The sequence below is a fragment of the Priestia sp. RMT2NF4 genome (assembly GCF_047872835.1).
In the GTDB taxonomy this organism is placed as follows: Bacteria; Bacillota; Bacilli; order Bacillales; family Bacillaceae_H; genus Priestia; species Priestia zanthoxyli.
Genome location: NZ_JBLQZO010000004.1, coordinates 143,322 through 163,492 on the forward strand (window position 1 = coordinate 143,322; position 20,171 = coordinate 163,492).

Annotated in this window: 22 protein-coding genes and 3 other annotated features; of the genes, 20 read left to right on the forward strand and 2 right to left on the reverse strand. The window is 38.9% G+C overall.

What is annotated here, in order from left to right:
- Positions 1–16: 16 nt before the first annotated feature.
- The 15 genes from mutM to ACMX9J_RS18340 all read left to right on the forward strand — a co-directional run bounded on the left by mutM (position 17) and on the right by ACMX9J_RS18340 (position 13,001).
- Positions 17–850 carry a DNA-formamidopyrimidine glycosylase gene (gene mutM / locus ACMX9J_RS18270; protein WP_028411775.1) on the forward strand — a complete coding sequence of 278 codons (834 nt, stop codon included), beginning with the start codon at positions 17–19 and terminating at the stop codon, positions 848–850.
- A 60-nt stretch (positions 851–910) separates the two neighbouring features.
- Positions 911–1,540: a sporulation membrane protein YtaF gene (gene ytaF, locus ACMX9J_RS18275; RefSeq protein WP_033579623.1), complete on the forward strand. Its 630-nt coding sequence runs from the start codon at positions 911–913 to the stop codon at positions 1,538–1,540.
- Between the two features lie 23 nt (positions 1,541–1,563).
- Positions 1,564–2,160: a dephospho-CoA kinase gene (coaE, locus tag ACMX9J_RS18280; RefSeq protein ID WP_033579624.1), complete on the forward strand. Its 597-nt coding sequence runs from the start codon at positions 1,564–1,566 to the stop codon at positions 2,158–2,160.
- Between the two features lie 275 nt (positions 2,161–2,435).
- Positions 2,436–3,467, forward strand: a complete 1,032-nt coding sequence (locus ACMX9J_RS18285; protein WP_013059435.1) for a glyceraldehyde-3-phosphate dehydrogenase — start codon at positions 2,436–2,438, stop codon at positions 3,465–3,467.
- A 426-nt stretch (positions 3,468–3,893) separates the two neighbouring features.
- Positions 3,894–4,274, forward strand: a complete 381-nt coding sequence (gene speD, locus ACMX9J_RS18290) for an adenosylmethionine decarboxylase (protein ID WP_013059434.1) — start codon at positions 3,894–3,896, stop codon at positions 4,272–4,274.
- Between the two features lie 93 nt (positions 4,275–4,367).
- Positions 4,368–4,754, forward strand: coding sequence for a hypothetical protein (locus ACMX9J_RS18295; protein ID WP_028411774.1), 387 nt, complete (start codon positions 4,368–4,370; stop codon positions 4,752–4,754).
- A gap of 243 nt (positions 4,755–4,997) precedes the next feature.
- Complete coding sequence (nrdR, locus tag ACMX9J_RS18300; RefSeq protein ID WP_013059432.1) at positions 4,998–5,459, forward strand: transcriptional regulator NrdR; 462 nt, start codon at positions 4,998–5,000, stop codon at positions 5,457–5,459.
- Between the two features lie 72 nt (positions 5,460–5,531).
- Positions 5,532–6,959 carry a replication initiation and membrane attachment family protein gene (locus ACMX9J_RS18305; protein ID WP_033579625.1) on the forward strand — a complete coding sequence of 476 codons (1,428 nt, stop codon included), beginning with the start codon at positions 5,532–5,534 and terminating at the stop codon, positions 6,957–6,959.
- A gap of 32 nt (positions 6,960–6,991) precedes the next feature.
- Positions 6,992–7,924: a primosomal protein DnaI gene (gene dnaI / locus ACMX9J_RS18310; RefSeq protein WP_013059430.1), complete on the forward strand. Its 933-nt coding sequence runs from the start codon at positions 6,992–6,994 to the stop codon at positions 7,922–7,924.
- A 96-nt stretch (positions 7,925–8,020) separates the two neighbouring features.
- Positions 8,021–8,881 (forward strand): sporulation protein YtxC, encoded by an 861-nt coding sequence (gene ytxC, locus ACMX9J_RS18315; RefSeq protein WP_416226081.1) that lies wholly within the window; start codon positions 8,021–8,023, stop codon positions 8,879–8,881.
- Positions 8,882–8,941: 60 nt separating this feature from the next.
- Positions 8,942–9,190 (forward strand) — a binding site (T-box leader).
- A gap of 43 nt (positions 9,191–9,233) precedes the next feature.
- Entirely contained in the window at positions 9,234–11,192 is a 1,959-nt protein-coding gene (gene thrS / locus ACMX9J_RS18320; protein WP_406900768.1) for a threonine--tRNA ligase, read from the forward strand.
- Between the two features lie 171 nt (positions 11,193–11,363).
- Positions 11,364–11,486, forward strand: a sequence feature (ribosomal protein L20 leader region).
- A 69-nt stretch (positions 11,487–11,555) separates the two neighbouring features.
- A complete protein-coding gene (gene infC, locus ACMX9J_RS18325; protein WP_013059427.1) occupies positions 11,556–12,059 on the forward strand; it encodes a translation initiation factor IF-3 in 504 nt (167 codons plus the stop codon).
- A 21-nt stretch (positions 12,060–12,080) separates the two neighbouring features.
- On the forward strand, positions 12,081–12,281 hold the full coding sequence (gene rpmI / locus ACMX9J_RS18330; protein ID WP_013059426.1) for a 50S ribosomal protein L35: 201 nt from the start codon (positions 12,081–12,083) through the stop codon (positions 12,279–12,281).
- 39 nt (positions 12,282–12,320) lie between these two features.
- Positions 12,321–12,680 carry a 50S ribosomal protein L20 gene (gene rplT / locus ACMX9J_RS18335; protein WP_013059425.1) on the forward strand — a complete coding sequence of 120 codons (360 nt, stop codon included), beginning with the start codon at positions 12,321–12,323 and terminating at the stop codon, positions 12,678–12,680.
- 60 nt (positions 12,681–12,740) lie between these two features.
- Positions 12,741–13,001 carry a DUF1294 domain-containing protein gene (locus ACMX9J_RS18340; protein ID WP_028411770.1) on the forward strand — a complete coding sequence of 87 codons (261 nt, stop codon included), beginning with the start codon at positions 12,741–12,743 and terminating at the stop codon, positions 12,999–13,001.
- An 18-nt stretch (positions 13,002–13,019) separates the two neighbouring features.
- Here ACMX9J_RS18340 and ACMX9J_RS18345 read toward each other — a convergent pair whose 3' ends face one another.
- Positions 13,020–13,397 carry a hypothetical protein gene (locus ACMX9J_RS18345; RefSeq protein ID WP_028411769.1) on the reverse strand — a complete coding sequence of 126 codons (378 nt, stop codon included), beginning with the start codon at positions 13,395–13,397 and terminating at the stop codon, positions 13,020–13,022.
- Between the two features lie 132 nt (positions 13,398–13,529).
- Between ACMX9J_RS18345 and ACMX9J_RS18350 the strand changes: the two genes are divergently transcribed.
- Both ACMX9J_RS18350 and ACMX9J_RS18355 read left to right on the forward strand, forming a co-directional pair.
- On the forward strand, positions 13,530–14,018 hold the full coding sequence (locus ACMX9J_RS18350) for a dUTP diphosphatase (protein ID WP_416226083.1): 489 nt from the start codon (positions 13,530–13,532) through the stop codon (positions 14,016–14,018).
- Positions 14,019–14,095: 77 nt separating this feature from the next.
- A complete protein-coding gene (locus ACMX9J_RS18355) occupies positions 14,096–15,181 on the forward strand; it encodes a M42 family metallopeptidase (RefSeq protein ID WP_028411767.1) in 1,086 nt (361 codons plus the stop codon).
- A 56-nt stretch (positions 15,182–15,237) separates the two neighbouring features.
- Here ACMX9J_RS18355 and sspI read toward each other — a convergent pair whose 3' ends face one another.
- Positions 15,238–15,444, reverse strand: a complete 207-nt coding sequence (gene sspI / locus ACMX9J_RS18360; RefSeq protein ID WP_013059420.1) for a small acid-soluble spore protein SspI — start codon at positions 15,442–15,444, stop codon at positions 15,238–15,240.
- 140 nt (positions 15,445–15,584) lie between these two features.
- Here sspI and ACMX9J_RS18365 point away from each other — a divergent pair, with 140 nt between their 5' ends.
- The 3 genes from ACMX9J_RS18365 to pheT all read left to right on the forward strand — a co-directional run bounded on the left by ACMX9J_RS18365 (position 15,585) and on the right by pheT (position 20,150).
- A complete protein-coding gene (locus tag ACMX9J_RS18365; protein ID WP_176343388.1) occupies positions 15,585–16,349 on the forward strand; it encodes a TrmH family RNA methyltransferase in 765 nt (254 codons plus the stop codon).
- A gap of 48 nt (positions 16,350–16,397) precedes the next feature.
- Positions 16,398–16,633 (forward strand) — a binding site (T-box leader).
- A gap of 54 nt (positions 16,634–16,687) precedes the next feature.
- On the forward strand, positions 16,688–17,722 hold the full coding sequence (pheS, locus tag ACMX9J_RS18370; protein ID WP_014458064.1) for a phenylalanine--tRNA ligase subunit alpha: 1,035 nt from the start codon (positions 16,688–16,690) through the stop codon (positions 17,720–17,722).
- Positions 17,723–17,735: 13 nt separating this feature from the next.
- Complete coding sequence (gene pheT, locus ACMX9J_RS18375; protein ID WP_416226084.1) at positions 17,736–20,150, forward strand: phenylalanine--tRNA ligase subunit beta; 2,415 nt, start codon at positions 17,736–17,738, stop codon at positions 20,148–20,150.
- The last annotated feature ends 21 nt before the right edge of the window (positions 20,151–20,171 follow it).

The window sequence follows — 20,171 nt, forward strand, 5'->3', positions numbered from 1 at the left end:
AAAGGATGTGACAAACGTGCCAGAATTACCAGAAGTTGAGACCGTCAGACGTACGTTGATTGAATTAGCCAGTGGTAAGACCATTGAGCGTGTAACCGTTAAATGGCCTAATATTATCAAACGTCCTGAGCAAGTTGAGCAGTTTTGTGACGCGCTTGTTGGACAAACCATTCGAGATGTTGAACGCAGAGGTAAGTTTTTGAAAATTGTACTCGATGATTATACGATGGTTTCTCATCTGCGTATGGAAGGAAAATATGCTCTCCATGAAAATGCAGACGAACCAGATAAGCATGTACACGTCTTTTTTCACTTCACCGACGGAACAGAATTACGATACCGGGATGTAAGGAAATTTGGTACCATGCACTTATTTAAAAAGGGAGAGGAAGATCTGTTTCCTCCTCTTATTGGCCTTGGACCTGAACCGTTTGACGAAACATTTAATCCAAGTCAGTTAAAAATGCGAATCGGCAAAACCTCTCGAAAAATCAAGCCGGTTTTACTCGATCAAAATGTCGTGGTTGGGCTAGGGAATATTTATGTAGATGAAGCACTATTTCGCGCAGGGATTCACCCTGAACGAGTGGCCAGCCAATTAACAGACGAAGAGTATGAAAAATTGTACGAAGAAATTGTAGCGACCCTTCAAGAAGCGGTGAAACAAGGGGGCAGCACAATTCGCACGTATGTAAACACACAGGGGCAAATAGGCATGTTTCAGCAGCAGCTTTACGTGTACGGAAGAAAAGGCGAATCCTGTAAAATTTGCGGTACCCCAATTGAAAAATTTGTTGTAGGCGGTAGAGGAACACATATCTGCCCAAATTGTCAGCCGGCTAAAAAATAACAATGGATGGGCTCCTTTCATATACTACGTATAGACAGAAAGGAAAGGAGTCCTCTCATCATGATAACATTTTCTTTACTTATTCTTGCTTTTGCCGTAAGTCTTGACAGCTTTAGCGTTGGCCTGACATACGGACTTCGAAAGGTGAAAATCCCGCTGAAATCCATTTTTATTATTTCATGTTGCTCAGCATTTTCTTTAATGTTTTCTATGTTTTTAGGAAAGGTACTTACGCATCTATTTTCAGTGGATGTACTAAATAAAGTAGGCGGAGGTATTCTTGTTCTACTTGGAATGTGGATTTTATACCAGTTTTTTTGTCCGGCAGATTCATCTCGAGTGAAAGAAGAAAAAACATTAGTGAAAATTGAAATTAAGTCAATTGGCTTAGTCATTAACGTATTGAAAAAACCAACGGCAGCAGATTTAGATAATTCAGGTTCCATCACTGGGATTGAAGCATTTATACTTGGAATTGCATTATCTCTTGATGCATTTGGAGCAGGGTTTGGAGCAGCTTTATTAGGTTATTCGCCGTATGCTTTAGCAATTGCTGTAGCTCTTATGAGTTCACTTTTTTTAAGTGCTGGCATACAGTTTGGCAAAGTTTTTTCACGTTTATCATGGATGAAAATGTTTTCCTTTTTACCGGGAGTTCTGCTTATTATTTTAGGTATTTTTAGATTTTAAATAAAGCGATAAAGGAGAGGCCAATGTCAATTGTAATTGGATTAACGGGCGGAATTGCTAGTGGAAAAAGTACGGTAACCGGAATGCTGAGAGATATTAATATTCCAGTAATCGATGCTGACCACATTGCAAAAGAAGTCGTCGAACCAGGAAAAGAAGCATATAACCAAATTGTAGAGACGTTCGGCCGTGCCATTCTTCACGAAAATGCGGAGATCAATCGAGCGGCTTTAGGGGGAATTGTGTTTTCTCAAGAGGAAGAACGTAAAAAGTTGAATGCAATTGTACACCCTGCGGTAAGAAAAGAAATGCTTTCTCAAAAGGAAAGGTATATCGAGGAAGGATACGATGCTGTGGTATTAGATATTCCGCTGCTGTTTGAAAGTGATTTGACGCATTTAGTCGATAAAGTAGTGGTTGTATATGTCGATGAGCCTGTGCAGCTAGAAAGGTTAAAATCTCGTAATGATCTCTCGACGAAAGATGCCTATGCACGTATCCACGCACAGCTGCCTTTGATTCAAAAAGTAGCCTTAGCCGATGCGGTGATCAATAACAACGGACCTGTAGAGGAAACAAAACAACAGCTTTTAAGTATATTAGCCCTATGGCTAGATTAAAGAGGCTGAGATAAACGTATGTTAGCTGAAGGGAAATCCGAACGAGCTTGATTCTTGAGGTAGAATCAAGCTCGTTCGGATTTTTTTATTGAGAATATTTACGAGCTTCTAAAAAAGAATGTGTTAAATATCTGTTCTCGCTATATACATATAGTAAAACTTAATTAAAATAATTTATTAAAAAAAATTAATATTATTCACTTTTTAAATATTTATGTTATACTATTCAATATAAAAAGTTAAATAGTATAACACATATAGAGAGGGGTATAGCCATGAAAGCACGTATTGCCATTAATGGTTTTGGGAGAATAGGAAGAATGGTTTTTCGCACAGCGATTATAGAGGAGAATTTAGATATTATTGCTATAAATGCATCTTATCCAGCAGAAACATTAGCACATTTAATCAAATATGACTCTATACACGGACCATTTAATGGAGATGTTAAATGTGATGATGATGCGCTAATTGTTAACGGTAAAAGAATCCAGCTATTAAATTCACGCGATCCGCTGAATTTGCCTTGGAAAGAGCTTGGGATTGATTTAGTTGTTGAAGCAACAGGGAAATTTAATTCAAGAGAAAAAGCGCAGTTACATATTGAAGCAGGTGCTAAAAAAGTTGTCTTAACGGCACCGGGTAAACAAGAAGATATTACTATTGTGATGGGCGTAAACGAACGAGAGTTTGATGTGAATCAGCATAACATTATCTCTAATGCCTCTTGTACGACAAATTGTCTAGCTCCAGTTGTCAAGGTGTTAGACGAAGCGTTCACAATTGAAAACGGTTTAATGACGACCGTTCACGCATATACAAATGATCAAAAGAATATTGATAACCCGCATAAAGACTTGCGAAGAGCCCGTGCGTGTGCTCAATCAATTATTCCTACAACAACTGGAGCAGCCAAGGCGCTTTCATTAGTTCTTCCTCATTTAAAAGGAAAGCTTCATGGAATGGCGCTGCGCGTTCCTACGCCGAACGTATCGCTTGTCGATTTAGTTGTGGATGTAAGGAAACCTGTGACGATGGAAGATGTTAATCTAGCGTTCATTAAAGCTGCTGAAGGACCATTAAAGAATATTTTAAATTTAACAATGGAACCACTCGTATCAATTGACTTTAATACAAATCCTCATTCAGCGATTGTAGATGGACTATCGACTATCGTAATGGAAGATCATAAAATTAAAGTGTTAGCTTGGTACGATAACGAGTGGGGCTACTCTCAGCGCGTAGTCGATTTGGTAAGATATATTGCTGCAGAAATGCGTAATGGATCAAAGATAAGAGTAAGCTAAGAAAGCTATAGATTGCTTTTTAAAAAAAAACAGGGAGCTATCGCCCTGTTTTTTTTGTTTTTATTCAAAAGAATAGGGAAAAGCAATAAGATAATCATGCAAAGGAGTGTTTCTTTTCCTCAATTTTAATAAAAAAATGAATAGTCGTTTAGCAGCTTTTACACACTGTCTCACGAGAATACAGGGGTAATTTGTATAGGTCTATCTGCGGGAACAATCTTTAATAAAATCAAAACACGTATTGCAAAATAAATGTAAACAAAGTATACTATGTTTCGTGAACTTCTTGTGTACCTTTCGGTGATGTGGCTACTTAAAGGGTTAGGACCTCTTTGGACTAACTTTCCCCCGTGGTAGTTAACATGCTATATGGCGAAAGAACTTCATGTTTAACGATTAAAAATTGTTAAAGGGGGAAATATCATTATGGAAACAATGGGTCGTCATGTCATCTCAGAATTATGGGGATGCGATTTCGATAAGTTAAATGATATTGATTATATTGAAAAAACGTTTGTTGATGCAGCTTTAAAATCTGGTGCGGAAGTTCGCGAAGTAGCGTTCCATAAATTTGCACCTCAAGGTGTAAGTGGCGTTGTTATTATTTCAGAATCACATTTAACGATTCACAGCTTCCCAGAGCATGGTTATGCAAGTATCGATGTTTATACTTGTGGTCATTTAGATCCTACAATCGCAGCAGATTATATTGCAGATGCTCTAAGTGCACAGACACGTGAAACAATTGAATTACCACGTGGAATGGGTCCTGTTCAGGTAAAACAAACTAAAGCGAATGCACTTTAATAGTGTCGATTGATTACGTAAGTTAAGAGGTGTATTACACACCTCTTTTTAGTATATAAATTTTTAATATGCAAAAACAAAGGGGATAACAACATGGGGGTAGTACAAGTAGTTAAATCTTTATTTTCTAATCATGTAGAAACAAGCGATCGTCATTCAGATCCGACTCTAAAAACGCATTATTACAAAACAACGGCTGGGAATGCATTTAAGCAAGTTCATGAAATGTTGAAGCATATGCAAGGGATAGAGATACTTGCTGCGTATGAAGAGCGAGGAGAAATTAGCTTAAACGTTGTAAAAGGAAGAAAAGCTTTTGTTGTGATTACCATTATTAGCGTACGTCCTCTTGAAACCGCTATCGATTTTTCTGCTACAACAGAGTCAAAAGTGGTGCCAGTTGATTTTGGTTTTAGCAAAGAACTTGTACGTACGCTTTATAAGAGCTTTGATCAAAAACTTATTCCTCTTTCTTCGTAAGTTCCTTATCATTTTTGAATTTCAGGAAATAAAATGGGGAAATTCCTTTTCCTTTACTTGTATTCAAGCCTTGTTTTCTATAAGATGGAATAAAGTAAATCCTTTAATATAGCATCGTGTTTGATAAAGGAAATGATGATGACAATCATAATAAATGGCGAATAGCCGGCTAACATAGATGAAAATTAACTTATATGAGAGAAAATAAAAAGAAAAACAAGGTTTATTATTGGAGCTGAGAATATGAAGTGCCCATCCTGTCATTACAATGGAACGAGAGTGCTGGACTCGCGCCCTGTAGAAGAAGGCCGCTCTATTCGTAGAAGACGTGAATGCGAAGAGTGTCACTATCGTTTTACAACTTTTGAGAAAGTAGAAGAACTTCCGTTAATTGTTGTAAAAAAAGATGGAGCGAGAGAAGAGTTCAGCAAAGACAAAATCCTTCGAGGGTTAATTAAGGCGTGTGAAAAACGCCAAGTAAGCTTAAAACAACTGGAAGATACCGTACACGATATTGAAACAGAGCTGCGCAGTCAGGGTACATCAGAGGTGCAGTCAGATGTGGTAGGAGAAATGGTGATGGAGCGATTAGCTGCTATCGATGAAGTCTCTTATGTTCGATTTGCTTCGGTATACCGACAATTTAAAGACATCAATGTATTTATTGATGAATTAAAAGATTTAATTAAGAAGGAACGACTGTAAAAGAGCTATTGAAGTATTCTTTAGGCTCTTTTTTTGTCATTTCTATTACTTTAAAAGTAGGTAGGGAACGACATGAAAGAACAACATTGGAAAGAAATGATACCGGTCGATCGTTATGTTGTTCGTTCGAGCGGCATACTGCAGGAATACGACCGAAAGATTTTAACAATGCTCTATCAGCCGTTGGTGGGTACGACGTGTTTTGGTTTGTATATGACGCTATGGAGCGAGCTGGAACAAGATCGTTTATGGGGAAAAGAGTCTACGCATCATCACCTAATGTCAATGATGCAAATTAATTTGAAAGCTATTTACCATGAGCGGTTAAAATTAGAAGGTATTGGTTTGTTAAAAACATATATTAAGGAAGAAGATGATGTTCGTGTGTTCATTTATGAGCTCATTCCTCCTCTTACGCCCCATCAGTTCTTTAACGATGGCGTGTTAAATGTATATTTATATAACCGACTAGGAAAATCCATCTTTCAAAAAATAAAAAATTATTTTTCGGATTCACTCGTGGATGATCAATCGTTCAAAGATGTGACGCATTCATTTAACGATGTATTTAAATCAGTTAAAGCAACGGAGCTGGCTCCAAGTTTTCAGTCTGAAAGCAAGGATGTATTTTCTCCTGATGCTCAAACGGACTTTATAGATTCTTCAAACCGTGCTTCTATTGAGATGAGCCCGGATTCCTTTGATTTTGATTTATTTTTAGCAGGCCTAACAGATTCAATGATTTCGAAAAGGTCCATTACATCTAAAGTAAAACAAGCGATTGAAAAGTTAGCTTTTTTATATGGCATTGATCCTCTTCAAATGAAAAATGTAGTGCTCGATTCGCTAAATGAGAATGATCAAGTTGATATTGAATTGCTTAGAAAAGCAGCACAGTCCTTTTACCAATTTGAAAATGGAGAAGCACTTCCCAATCTAAGCGAACAAATTCAGCCTCCTATGCTTCGTACCATGCAGGAAAAGCAGCCTCAGACTAAGGAAGAGCAGCTCATTCAACAGCTAGAAGTCACCTCTCCTCGACAGCTATTGATCGAGTTTTCAGGGGGGGCAGAGCCATCAAAAGCAGATTTGCAAATGATTGAAGAAGTGATGTTTAATCAAAAGCTTTCACCAGGGGTAGTAAATGTTCTGATTTACTATGTTATGCTAAGGTCCGATATGAAATTATCTAAGAGCTATGTAGAGAAAATTGCTGGACACTGGGCGCGCAAAAAGGTACAAACTGTTCAAGATGCCATGAATTTAGCTAAAAATGAACAGAAAGAATATCAGAACTGGACCGAGGCAAAGCAAAATAAAAAAACGGCCGGACGAAAAATTGTGCGTAAAGAAATGGTGCCAGAGTGGTTGAGCGATGAAGAAAAAGAAGAGAAAAAGCAGCCTTCAAAAGAAGTGGATGGATTTGAAGAAGAAAAACGAAAGCTACAAGAAGAGCTCAAGCAGTTAGATCAAGAGCTAAAACAAAAGCATAAAGAATAAAAAGCAGGTATGATAGAGATGAGGTGAAAAAGATGAAGCCTATCAATGATTCACTAAATCAGTTAGTGAACAAAAAGGATTTTAAAGCACGTTTAGAAGCATTAAGAAACAGTATTCTGTCTAATCCCGAAGTTAAAACGTTTCTGCAAGAGCATCGCCATGAGTTAGATGAGCAAATGGTCGACCGAGGCTTGATGAAGATGCATGAATTTATCGATCAGAGCAAATGCTGTGATAAATGTCCTTCTCTGCAAAGCTGTGTCAATATGGTGAAGGGGTATCACCCTCAGCTGGTTGTAAAAGGCCGTAATATTGATTTACAGTATGAACGCTGTCCTAGAAAAGTACAAGAAGATGAGCGAAAAGAACAAGAATCTTTTATTCAGTGTATGTACGTGCCCAAAGAAATTTTACAGGCAACGATGTCTGATATTGAAATTGAGCAGGGAAGATTTGAAGCCATTAAATTAGTAAGAGATTTTGTGCGAGAATATGAGCCAAATAAGAAAATGAAAGCTTTATATTTACACGGTTCGTTTGGTGTGGGGAAGACGTATTTTCTTGGAGCAATTGCCAATGCGTTAGCCGAAAAGAAAGTGAAATCTACGATTCTGTATGTCCCGGAGTTTTTGCGTGAGTTAAAAGGTTCGTTTCAAGATCAAAGCTTCAATGAGAAAATAGAGTATGTCAAAAAAGTACCGGTTCTTATGCTTGATGATCTCGGAGCAGAATCTGTAACGAGCTGGATGCGAGACGATGTGCTCGGAACCATTTTACAATTCCGCATGCTCGAAAATTTGCCGACATTTTTCAGCTCGAATTTAAATTTTAAAGAGCTTCAACATCATTTGACTTATACCCAACGAGGCGAGCAGGAAGAGCTCAAAGCCGCTCGTGTCATGGAACGAATTAAGTCTCTAGCCATTCCCGTTGAAATGAATGGAGAGAATAAACGAAATAGATGAGCAGGTCGTTTTACATTTCTTGTAACGACTTGCTCATTTTTTTGCATGTTGCCCCATATACATTAATAAAGCGTGTCCAAAGGGGGGCTATGAGGAATGAAAATATTCTTTAAATATGTAGAAGACGCAGTCATTGTATATGAGTCTTTATGCGCGAAGCGAAGCGCTTTATCATATGGTTCACAGTGCTTGAAGTTGGTGAATAATCAGCTTTTAGTTATTGATGAGACATACAATCGAGAGGCCATTTTACAAGACATGGTGATACCGGTATTAACGCACGTGATTTTAAAAAAGAAAGAAAAAAAGATGATGGTAAACATATTAAAAGAACAATTTTTCTATTCAGAAGAGGAAGAACAAGATTTGCTGCTTCAAATTATGGGGGGGATTATGGAAGGAGAGAGAGGCGAAATTCCGCAAAAAACATTTTCCCTTCCAAGAGAATTACTTATCCGCCAGGCTCTTCAAGACTTCTTCATTCATAATGTAACATTCACCTTTGAGTCTTTTCTCCAATTCCGTTTAAAAGAATATCAAGAGCGGCTGCGCTATTATGCTGAGCTGGCGATTGATGAATATAAGCTTGAACAAGACTATCAAATTCTTATTCATCAGCTGCGTCAAGCAGCTAATGAAAGACAGTCATCTACAGGCGATGTGTATGTAATGCATTTGAATAAAAACAAGTTTGTATTGTACGACCAAAGCAGTAGATATGTTCCGGAGCGTGAATGTGCAGCCCTAGCAGAGGCCTTTCTATCTGAACAAGAATCAGTATACATAGACTCAACTATCATCGCGCCTTTGCTGAGTTTATCTCCAGCTGCTATTCATCTGTATAGCGACCAGCATGATCATGGTTTTGTTTATACCATTCAAAATATTTTTCAAGAAAAAGTGATGTTATACGAAAAAAATGAATTTCCGTTTGATCAAAAGCAAAATATAACGTGAAAGGTTGATTTCTATTTTGAAAATGAATATAATAAATGCATATTGAAAAACAGCTATATGTCACAAGTTATGATGAGGACATGAGTGTATATTTACGGTTTATAGAGAGGGAGATCTAGGCTGAAAATCTCCTAACACGGAATATATTCTTACCACCTCTAAACTTCAGTAGTAAACGAGCAGCGTCTCTAGTAATTACTGACGGAATTTCCGTTATAAAACCTCGAGCCGCTTCGGGTTATTTGGGTTATCCAAGATACGAAGAGGAAACAAGGGTGGTACCGCGTGTATACACAACTCGTCCCTTTTTATAAGGGACGAGTTTTTTGTTTTTACAAAAAGTTTATTAGTTATGTTAAAGGAGTGGAAAGTTGTGTCAGAAGTAATCAAAATGACATTTCCTGATGGAGCTGTTAAAGAGTATCCAAAAGGATCATCAACAGAAGATATTGCGGCTTCTATTAGCCCGGGATTAAAGAAAAAAGCATTAGCAGGTAAAGTAAACAGCGAGCTGCTGGATTTACGTACGCCAATCGAACAAGATGGCAGTCTTGAAATCATTACGCAAGATGCTCCTGAAGCGCTTGAAATTATGCGCCATAGTACAGCGCATTTAATGGCTCAAGCAATCAAACGTTTATACAAAGATGTAAAAGTACAGCTAGGTGTAGGCCCGGTTATCGAAAATGGGTTTTACTATGACATCGATATGGAAGAATCAATTACTCCTGAAGATTTAGGTAGAATTGAAAAAGAAATGAAAAAAATCGTTAATTCAAATATTGAAATTGAACGAAAAGAAGTTTCTCGTGAAGAAGCCATTCAACTTTTTAAAGAAGTTGGCGATGAACTAAAGCTTGAATTGATCGATGCGATTCCAGCAGGTGAAAAGGTGACGATTTACCAACAAGGCGAATTCTTTGATCTTTGCCGAGGTGTGCACGTGCCGTCAACAGGTAAAATTAAAGAGTTTAAACTATTAAGCGTAGCAGGTGCTTATTGGCGCGGAGACAGCGACAATCAAATGCTGCAGCGTATTTACGGTACAGCATTCTTTACAAAAGCAGATTTAGACGAGCATCTTCGTCTTCTTGAAGAAGCAAAAGAACGTGACCACCGTAAACTTGGTAAAGAGTTAAACTTATTTACAAATTCTCAAAAAGTAGGACAAGGTCTGCCTTTATGGCTTCCAAAAGGTGCGACGATCCGCCGTATTATCGAGCGTTATATCGTAGATAAAGAAGTAAGCCTTGGTTATCAGCACGTTTACACGCCGGTGCTTGGAAGTGTAGAACTTTACAAAACGTCTGGTCACTGGGAGCACTATCAAGATGACATGTTCCCTGCAATGGAAATGGATAACGAAGACCTGGTTCTTCGTCCAATGAACTGTCCTCATCACATGATGGTGTACAAACAAGGTATTCACAGCTATCGTGAGCTTCCAATCCGTATTGCTGAACTTGGAACAATGCACCGCTACGAAATGTCAGGAGCATTATCAGGACTTCAGCGCGTTCGAGGCATGACGTTAAATGATGCACATATCTTTGTACGTCCGGATCAAATCAAAGAAGAATTTATTCGTGTGGTTCGCTTAGTTGAAGCGGTTTATAAAGATTTTGGATTTGAAAATTATTCATTCCGTCTATCTTATCGTGATCCTGAAGATACAGAAAAATACTTCGATGATGATGCAATGTGGGAAAAAGCACAAAGCATGTTAAAAGATGCAATGGATGAGCTTGACCTTGATTATTATGAAGCTGAAGGCGAAGCGGCATTCTACGGTCCAAAACTAGATGTTCAAGTTAAAACAGCTCTTGGTAAAGAAGAGACGCTATCTACGGTTCAATTGGATTTCTTACTTCCTGAACGCTTTGATTTAACGTATGTAGGGGAAGACGGAAAACAGCATCGACCTGTTGTTATTCACCGCGGCGTGGTGTCAACAATGGAACGTTTTGTAGCTTTCTTAATCGAAGAATACAAAGGAGCTTTCCCAACGTGGTTAGCACCTGTACAAGTTCAAGTGATTCCGGTATCACCTACGGTTCACCTTGAGTATGCAAAAGAAGTGCAAGAACAGCTTCAGCTTGCGGGTATTCGCGTGGAACTTGATTCTCGCGATGAGAAAATTGGCTATAAAATCCGTGAGGCTCAAATGCAAAAAATTCCTTACATGCTTGTTGTAGGGGATAAAGAAGTAGAAGATAAAGCAGTAAACGTACGTAAATATGGTGAGCAGAATTCAGAAACAGTGGATTTCCAAGCCTTTTTACAAAATGTAAAAGCAGAAGCATCTCGTTAATGAAAAAAGCAGAGAATTGAAATTCTCTGCTTTTTTATCTAACATTTATAAAAAACTGTTGCATAAATGGTTTTCCTTTGATACAATAACTTTTGTTGTGAAAAAAGAACGAAATCATTGACTTTTGTCTTTGTTGATACTATAATAGCTTAAGTAATTGAATACTTGTTTATACAGAAGAAGAAGCACCCGCTTCTCACCTGAGTGACGCATAAAGCAGTTAGCAGGTACATCGTATCTTAATTAAAACGATAGAAGTGTGGGTGCAGTATGTACTCACACTTTTTTGTGTGAGTTAATAATCGGTCTAAGCAAGCGTATTCGCTCATTAAACCTTGGAGGTGGCTACTTATTAGCAAGGACATGATGGTAAACGAGGGCATTCGAGCTCGCGAAGTTCGTCTAATTGATCAAAATGGTGAACAATTAGGAATTAAATCAAAAAATGAAGCATTAGAAATTGCTTCACGAGTAAATCTTGACTTAGTAATGGTTGCTGCAAATGCGAAACCGCCGGTATGTCGTATTATGGACTACGGTAAATTCCGCTATGAGCAACAACGTAAAGAAAGAGAAGCTCGTAAAAACCAAAAAGTTGTAAACTTAAAAGAAGTTCGTTTAAGTCCAACAATTGATGAACATGATTTTAACACTAAACTTCGTAACGCACGCAAGTTCCTTGAAAAAGGTGACAAAGTGAAAGCGTCTATTCGCTTTAAAGGTCGTGCCATTACTCATAAAGGGATTGGCCAAAAAGTACTTGAACGTTTTTCACAAGCTTGCGAAGATGTAAGTTCAGTTGAATCGGCTCCTAAAATGGAAGGCCGCAGCATGTTCTTAGTCTTGGCACCTAAAAACGAAAAGTAATAGAACGAGGAGGAACACCCCATGCCAAAAATGAAAACACATCGTGGCGCTGCAAAGCGTTTCAAAAAGACTGGAAGCGGTAAATTAAAACGTGCTCGTGCTTACACAAGCCATTTATTCGCTAACAAATCTACAAAACAAAAGCGTAAATTACGTAAAGGTTCTTTAGTAAGCAAAGGTGACTTCAAACGTATCCGTCACTTATTAGATAACATTAAGTAATTTGGGTTGAGATAGAAACAATACAGGAGGTAAACAATTATGCCACGCGTAAAAGGCGGTACAGTAACACGCAAACGTCGTAAAAAAGTTTTAAAATTAGCTAAAGGTTTCTTCGGTTCGAAGCATAGATTATATAAAGTTGCTAATCAGCAAGTTATGAAATCTCACATGTATGCTTATCGTGACCGTCGTCAGAAAAAACGTGACTTCCGTAAATTATGGATCACACGTATTAATGCAGCTGCTCGTATGAACGGTCTTTCTTACAGCCGTTTAATGCACGGTTTAAAATTAGCAGGTATTGAAGTTAACCGCAAAATGCTTGCTGACTTAGCTGTAGCTGATGAAAAAGCATTTGCTGAATTAGCAACTGCTGCTAAAAAAGGCTTAGATAAGTAATGAATATAAAGTCTCGTCATCTTTAGATGATGAGGCTTTTTTGCTATCGGAGGACATATCATGAATGAACTGCTGCTTACCTATTTTATTGTTATTAATATAATAGGGATAGGAATGATGTATAGAGATAAACAAAAAGCGAAAAGACATGAGTGGAGAATTGCCGAAAGCACACTGTGGACGGTAGCTGCTATCGGAGGAGCCATTGGAGGACTGATTGGTATGTATTGCTATCGTCATAAAACGAAGCACACATCGTTTACAGTAGGTTTTCCTATTCTTGCCGCTCTTGATTTACTTTTCTTTTTTGTTATCAGCTGAGCACAAATGATTTTGTGCTCAGTGTAAAAATTCTCGAACGGGGCTTTTCCAGCGAATAGGAGCATTTGGATACATGTTGTGTACGTGATTTTCCAGCAGCTTGAAATCTTGTTTTTGCAGTTCATGCAATCGAGATGGATCTGTTAACACCATTGTAATCGACAAAGACTCTGGTTCATTGGGATTGCTGTATTTTTCTCCTTCAAATAAAATACCTTTATACGTTAGTAGAAAATTTTTGCGGATATTCGTTTTTTCGTCAACGACAAAAAATTGCTGATGTTCCTGAGCTGCTACAAGCTTCCGCTTTGGACTGCGAAAATGCTGAACCAGCTTTAATAGTGTGTAAGCAACAAGCGCGAAAATGAACACGCGAACGATAACAATAACAAACATAACGCTCCCTCCTTTACAAGGCACAGTTTTCTTACTTTACGTTTCAGTCTCTAAAAAGTTTCACGATTTTTGATATAATTTCTTTATTGGTTTAAAAAGAAGAAGATATACATAATTACAGGAGTGATTACATTGAATTTACAACAGCTATTTACCATGCAGCGCCAGCTGGATCAGCATATAGAGGACAAGCATCAGCTTCATAAGGAAGACTTGGTTCCAAGAAAACTTTTAGCTCTGCTTGTTGAAATGGGAGAGCTGGCAAACGAAACGCGCTGCTTCAAATTTTGGAGCGTTAAACCTCCGGCTGAAGATGCTGTTATTTTAGAAGAATTTGTGGACGGCGTACATTTCATTCTTTCTTTAGGTATTGAAAAAGGATACGATGATTTAACTGAGCTGCCAAAAGTAAAAGCAGCTGGTTCAAAAACAACACAATTTTTACAGGTATTTGCACAAGTTTCTGCTTTCGAGCAGGACCTGTCAAAAGAAAACTATGTGAACATGTTTGCATCTTACATGACGCTTGGCGATATGTTTGGTTTTTCTGCTGAACATATTGAAGAGGCGTACATGTCAAAAAATGAAGTGAATTTTAAACGCCAAGAACAAGGATACTAGAAATAAAGGGATGGGAAATTTTACTTCAACCTCTTTTTAGCTATAATAGAGGTATACATATGAAAGGGGTAATCCATATGACAAAGTTAGATGAAACATTGACGATGCTTAAAGCACTAACAGATGCAAAAGGAATTCCTGGAAATGAGCGTGAACCGCGTGAGGTTATGAAGAAATATATTGCACCTTATGCAGATGAAGTAACGACGGATGGGCTAGGCAGTTTGATTGCAAAAAAAGTAGGCAACGAACAAGGGCCTAAAATTATGGTAGCCGGTCACTTGGATGAAGTTGGTTTTATGGTGACTCAAATTGATGAACGCGGCTTTATTCGTTTTCAAACGGTAGGCGGATGGTGGTCTCAAGTTATGCTTGCTCAACGCGTAACCATCGTGACATCTAAAGGAGAGGTAACGGGGATTATTGGCTCAAAGCCACCTCATATCTTGCCTCCAGAAGTTCGCAAAAAGCCAGTTGACATTAAAGATATGTTCATCGATATTGGTGCTTCTAGCAGAGAAGAAGTAGCGGAGTGGGGAGTAAAACCTGGTGATCAGGTTGTACCTTATTTCGAATTTACGGTTATGAACAATGAAAAGATGCTGCTAGCGAAAGCCTGGGATAACCGTATTGGTTGTGCAATCGCTATCGATGTATTAAAAGCTTTAAAAAATGAAAAACATGAAAATGTTGTGTATGGTGTAGGAACGGTGCAAGAAGAAGTTGGACTCCGAGGTGCAAAAACATCTGCTAACTTTATTGAACCAGATATTGCATTTGCTGTTGATGTCGGTATCGCTGGAGATACACCTGGTGTTTCTGATAAAGAAGCCTCTTCTAAAATGGGGCAGGGTCCGCAAATCATTTTATATGATGCTTCCATGGTCTCTCATAAAGGACTTCGAGATACAGTAGTAGATGTGGCAGATGAATTAAATATTCCGTATCAATTTGATGCAATTGCTGGAGGCGGTACGGACTCGGGTTCTATCCATATTTCAGCTAACGGGGTGCCAGCACTTTCGATTACAATTGCAACTCGTTATATCCATTCTCATGCAGCAATGCTTCATCGTGATGATTATGAAAACGCAGTTAAATTAATTGCGGAAGTCATTAAGCGCTTAGACCGAGATACGGTTAACGCCATTACGTATAATTGAAAAAAGCTCATTCTCCTAGGGGAATGAGCTTTTTGTTGTACATAGGAAAAGGTTATTTATTTTAAACCGTTTTCAAGCGTTGTCAGAATTTCTTCTTTTTCTGATTCCGGAGACTTTTCCCAAAGCACTTCAAATAAAACACCAAGTCCAGGGAGCATTTTTTCTTCACCGCTTTGAATAGCGTCAGAAATTGTAGCCTCAAGCTCTTCTTTTGAGTTTCCTGAAACGTTTGCAATAACAGCATTTCGTAAATTAAGATCCATCATTTTCACCTCAGCTATCGTAAAGTTACCAATAGTTTTTGTTTTCTTTGCGATTTCTATGTACAATAAAGTGAAACTTATCTAATGATTATTGAACAAAATGTAATCGAACTATTTATTTTTGTATAGATAAAGGAGTTATGTTTGTGAAACAAATTGATTCAGTTAAAAATCCGCAGGTAAAAGCGTGGAAAAAACTGCATAATAAAAAAGACCGTGATAAGCAGGGCCTTTTTATGGTAGAAGGCTTTCATTTAGTCGAAGAGGCTATCAAAAATAAGGATTGTGTAAAGGAACTAATTATACGCGAATCGACCGAAGTGCCCGCACAGTGGGATATAGACGGTATCGAAATAATCGTTGTAAACGAAGCAATTAGTAAGTTATTATCTGACACAGAAACACCTCAAGGAATTATTGCCGTGTGTTTTCAAACAAAGCATGCGGAAATTATTCATACAGCACAGAAAGTATTGCTTTTAGATGCCGTGCAAGATCCAGGTAACCTAGGCACCATTATCCGAACCGCTGATGCTGCGGGAGTGGAGGCTATTATCATTGGAGAGGGCAGCGTGGATGTGTACAACCCAAAAGTCGTTCGTTCAACGCAAGGAGCTATTTTTCACCTTCCAATTGTAAAAGGCGATTTACTCGAAATAATTTCATTGTTAAAAGAAAGAGGAATAGCAGTTTACGGCACGTCGTTACAAAATGGAAAGGTCTACACACACGTAAAACCTTCAAACGAATTTGCGCTGATTGTGGGAAATGAAGGAAACGGCGTAAGCGAGAAAGTGTTGGAACAAACGGATCAGAATCTGTACATTCCCATCTATGGAAAGAGCGAGTCGTTAAATGTTGCCATCGCTTCTGGAATCTTACTTTATTATTTACGCGGAATGTAGTTGCATCGAGAACGTGTTTTCACTATAATAATACAATAGTTACATATGTAAAAAACGATGAAAGAGAGCAGTAGCTTATGTCCGTTTATGCAGGGAGAAAATGCCATGACTGAAAGCATTTTTATAAATGTAATAAGTGAATTCACCTCTTGAGTTGACACTTAGACCATCTTACATAGATGTAAAGGTGTTCCGGAGATTCCGTTAACTTGAATGAAGTGAACTGTATACGTCTGTGTATATAGTTAACAAGGGTGGTAACGCGACTAATCCTCGTCCCTTTTTTGGGAGGAGGTTTTTTTATTTGTCATTTTTTACGTTAAAAGGAGGAATAAGTGATGAAAGAACGTTTACAAGAACTTCAACAAGAAGCAATTGCAAAAGTCGAAGCAGCAAGTGCTTTAAAAGAATTAAACGACGTACGCGTAGCTTATTTAGGAAAGAAAGGCCCTATCACAGAAGTACTTCGCGGTATGGGAAAACTTTCAGCTGAAGAGCGTCCTGTAATGGGAGCACTTGCAAATGAAGTACGTGAAGCGATTGCATCTAAAATTGAAGAAAAACAAACGGCGTTAGAAGCAGCCGAGGTAGAGCGTAAACTTGCTTCAGAAACAATTGACGTAACGCTGCCGGGACGCCCGGTTAAAGCAGGTACGCATCACCCGCTCACAAGCGTGGTTGAAGAAGTAGAAGATTTATTCTTAGGAATGGGCTATGAAGTAGCAGAAGGACCAGAAGTAGAGCAGGACTACTATAATTTCGAAGCGCTGAACTTGCCAAAAGGTCACCCAGCACGTGATATGCAAGATACGTTCTATATTACGGAAGAAACGCTTCTTCGTACGCATACATCAACTGTTCAAGCTCGTGTTATGAACAAGAATGAAGGCAAAGGACCTGTTAAAATTATTTGCCCAGGTAAAGTGTACCGCCGCGATGACGATGATGCTACGCATTCACATCAATTTATGCAAATTGAAGGTCTTGTAGTAGACGAAAACATTCGTATGAGCGATTTAAAAGGCACGCTTGAAGTATTTGTGAAAAAGATGTTCGGTGCAGACCGTGAAATTCGTCTTCGTCCAAGTTTCTTCCCATTCACTGAGCCGTCTGTAGAAGTAGACGTATCGTGTGCAAAATGTGGAGGTAAAGGCTGTAATGTATGTAAACAAACAGGCTGGATTGAAATTTTAGGAGCCGGTATGGTTCATCCAAATGTTCTTGAAATGGCTGGATACGATTCAACTAAATATCGTGGTTTTGCTTTTGGAATCGGTGTAGAGCGTATTGCTATGTTAAAACACGGCGTGGATGATATTCGTCATTTCTATACAAATGATGTTCGTTTCTTAGATCAATTTAAACAAGTATAAAGGAGGGACTACGATGTTTGTATCTTATCGTTGGTTACAAGAGTATGTTGACTTATCAGGCGTAACGGCAGAAGAGTTAGCTGATAAAATCACAAAAAGTGGAATTGAAGTTGAAGGTGTAGAAAACTTAAATAAAGGCATCAGCGGAGTGGTAATTGGTCACGTTGTAGAACGTGAACAGCATCCAAATGCGGATAAATTAAGCCGCTGTCAAGTAGATCTTGGCGGAGGAGAAATCGTTCAAATCGTGTGCGGAGCACCTAACGTGGCACAAGGTCAAAAAGTAGCGGTTGCAAAAGTGGGAGCTGTACTTCCAGGTAACTTTAAAATCAAGCGTGCTAAGCTTCGCGGTGAAGAATCGAACGGTATGATTTGTTCTCTTCAAGAGCTTGGCATTGAAAGCAAGCTTGTGGCAAAAGATTATCAAGAAGGCATCTTCGTCTTCCCAAGTGATGCTGAAGTAGGAGCGGATGCGCTAGATGCATTAAACTTAAACGATGAAGTATTAGAACTAGGGCTAACACCAAATCGTTCAGACTGCTTAAGTATGTTAGGTGTAGCACATGAGGTGGCTGCTATTTTACGTCGTGAAGTGAAGTATCCGTCAGTAAACGTGCAAACGTCTGATGAGCAAGCAGCTGATTATATTTCCGTTAAAGTAGAGGCAAAAGAAGACAATCCCCTTTACGTAGCGCGCGTTGTGAAAAACGTAAAAATTGCTCCGTCACCATTATGGATGCAAACGCGTTTAATGGCAGCTGGTATTCGACCTCATAACAACGTTGTTGATATTACCAACTATATTTTGCTTGAATACGGCCAGCCGCTGCATGCTTTTGACTATGATCGTCTTGGTTCAAAAGAAATTGTTGTACGTCACGCGTCAGAAGGCGAGAAGTTTGTAACGCTTGACGATCAAGAGCGCGTATTAAAAGGCAATCAGCTTGTTATTACAAACGGCAGTGAACCGGTAGCCCTTGCAGGTGTAATGGGGGGAGCAAACTCTGAAGTAAAAGACGATACGGTAAATGTTCTTATTGAATCAGCTTACTTCAAAGGTTTAACAGTTCGTCAAGCTTCCAAAGACCACGGTCTTCGCAGTGAGGCAAGTGTTCGTTTTGAAAAAGGAATTGATCCTAACCGTACGCGTGTAGCTGCTGACCGCGCAGCAGAATTAATGGCTGAATACGCTTCAGGTGAAGTGGTAAGCGGTACTGTAGAAGTAGATACACTAACTGTGGAACCTGCTGTTGTAGCTGTGTCACTTGGACGTATTAACAATGTGCTTGGTACAGAACTGTCGATGGAAGAAGTACAAGATATTATGAACCGTCTTCAATTTGAAAGCAAAGTCGAAGATGAAACCATCGTTGTAACGGTACCGACTCGTCGAGGCGATATTACAATTGAAGAAGATATCGTGGAGGAAGTAGCGCGCATGTATGGCTATGACAACCTTCCTACAACGCTTCCTGTAACAGTGGCAACTCCAGGAAAATTAACAGAGTATCAGCTTGGACGCCGTAAAGTTCGCCGTTTCTTAGAGGGAGCAGGGCTAGCGCAAACAACAACCTATTCGTTAACGAGCGCTGAAAAAGCTACTCAGTTTGCACTCAATGCAACAAGTACGATTGGTTTAGCAATGCCGATGAGTGAAGATCGCAGCATCCTTCGTCAAAGCTTAGTGCCTCATTTACTTGAAGCAGTGAAGCACAATAATGCTCGTCAATCGGATTCTATTGCGCTATACGAAACAGGCTCAGTGTTCTTATCTAAAGGTGAAGGGGAATTACCGGATGAGCAGGAGCGCGTAGCTGGTGCAATCACGGGTCTATGGCATGCTCACGGCTGGCAAGGTGAAAAGAAAGTCGTTGATTTCTATGTGATTAAAGGTGTACTAGAAGGGTTATTTGCACAGCTTGGTTTAGAGAAACGAATCTCATATGCTCCCGTTAAAAAAGACGGTATGCACCCTGGACGTACAGCGGCTGTATGGTTAGATGAAAAAGAAATTGGATACGTGGGTCAAGTTCATCCTGTTGCTCAGAAACAGTATGGCCTTCGTGAAACATACGTGTTTGAATTACACCTTCAAGAGCTATTAGCTGCAGATGTCGAAGAAGTTCGTTATTCAGCTATTCCAAGATTCCCATCTATTACACGTGATATTGCACTTGTTGTAGATAAAAACGTTCTTGCAGGAGAAGTTCAGCGCGTCATCTATACGACGGGCGGAGAACTTTTAAAAGACGTGACAGTATTTGATCTATATGAAGGCGAGCGTATGGAAGAAGGCAAGAAATCTGTAGCTTTCTCTTTACGTTACTTAGATCCTGAACGTACATTAACAGATGAAGAAGTAGCAAAAGCACATGGTGCAGTTTTAGAAGCTGTTGAAAAAGAATTTGGTGCAACGCTTCGTTCATAAGAATAAAAAAAGAGATGTGGA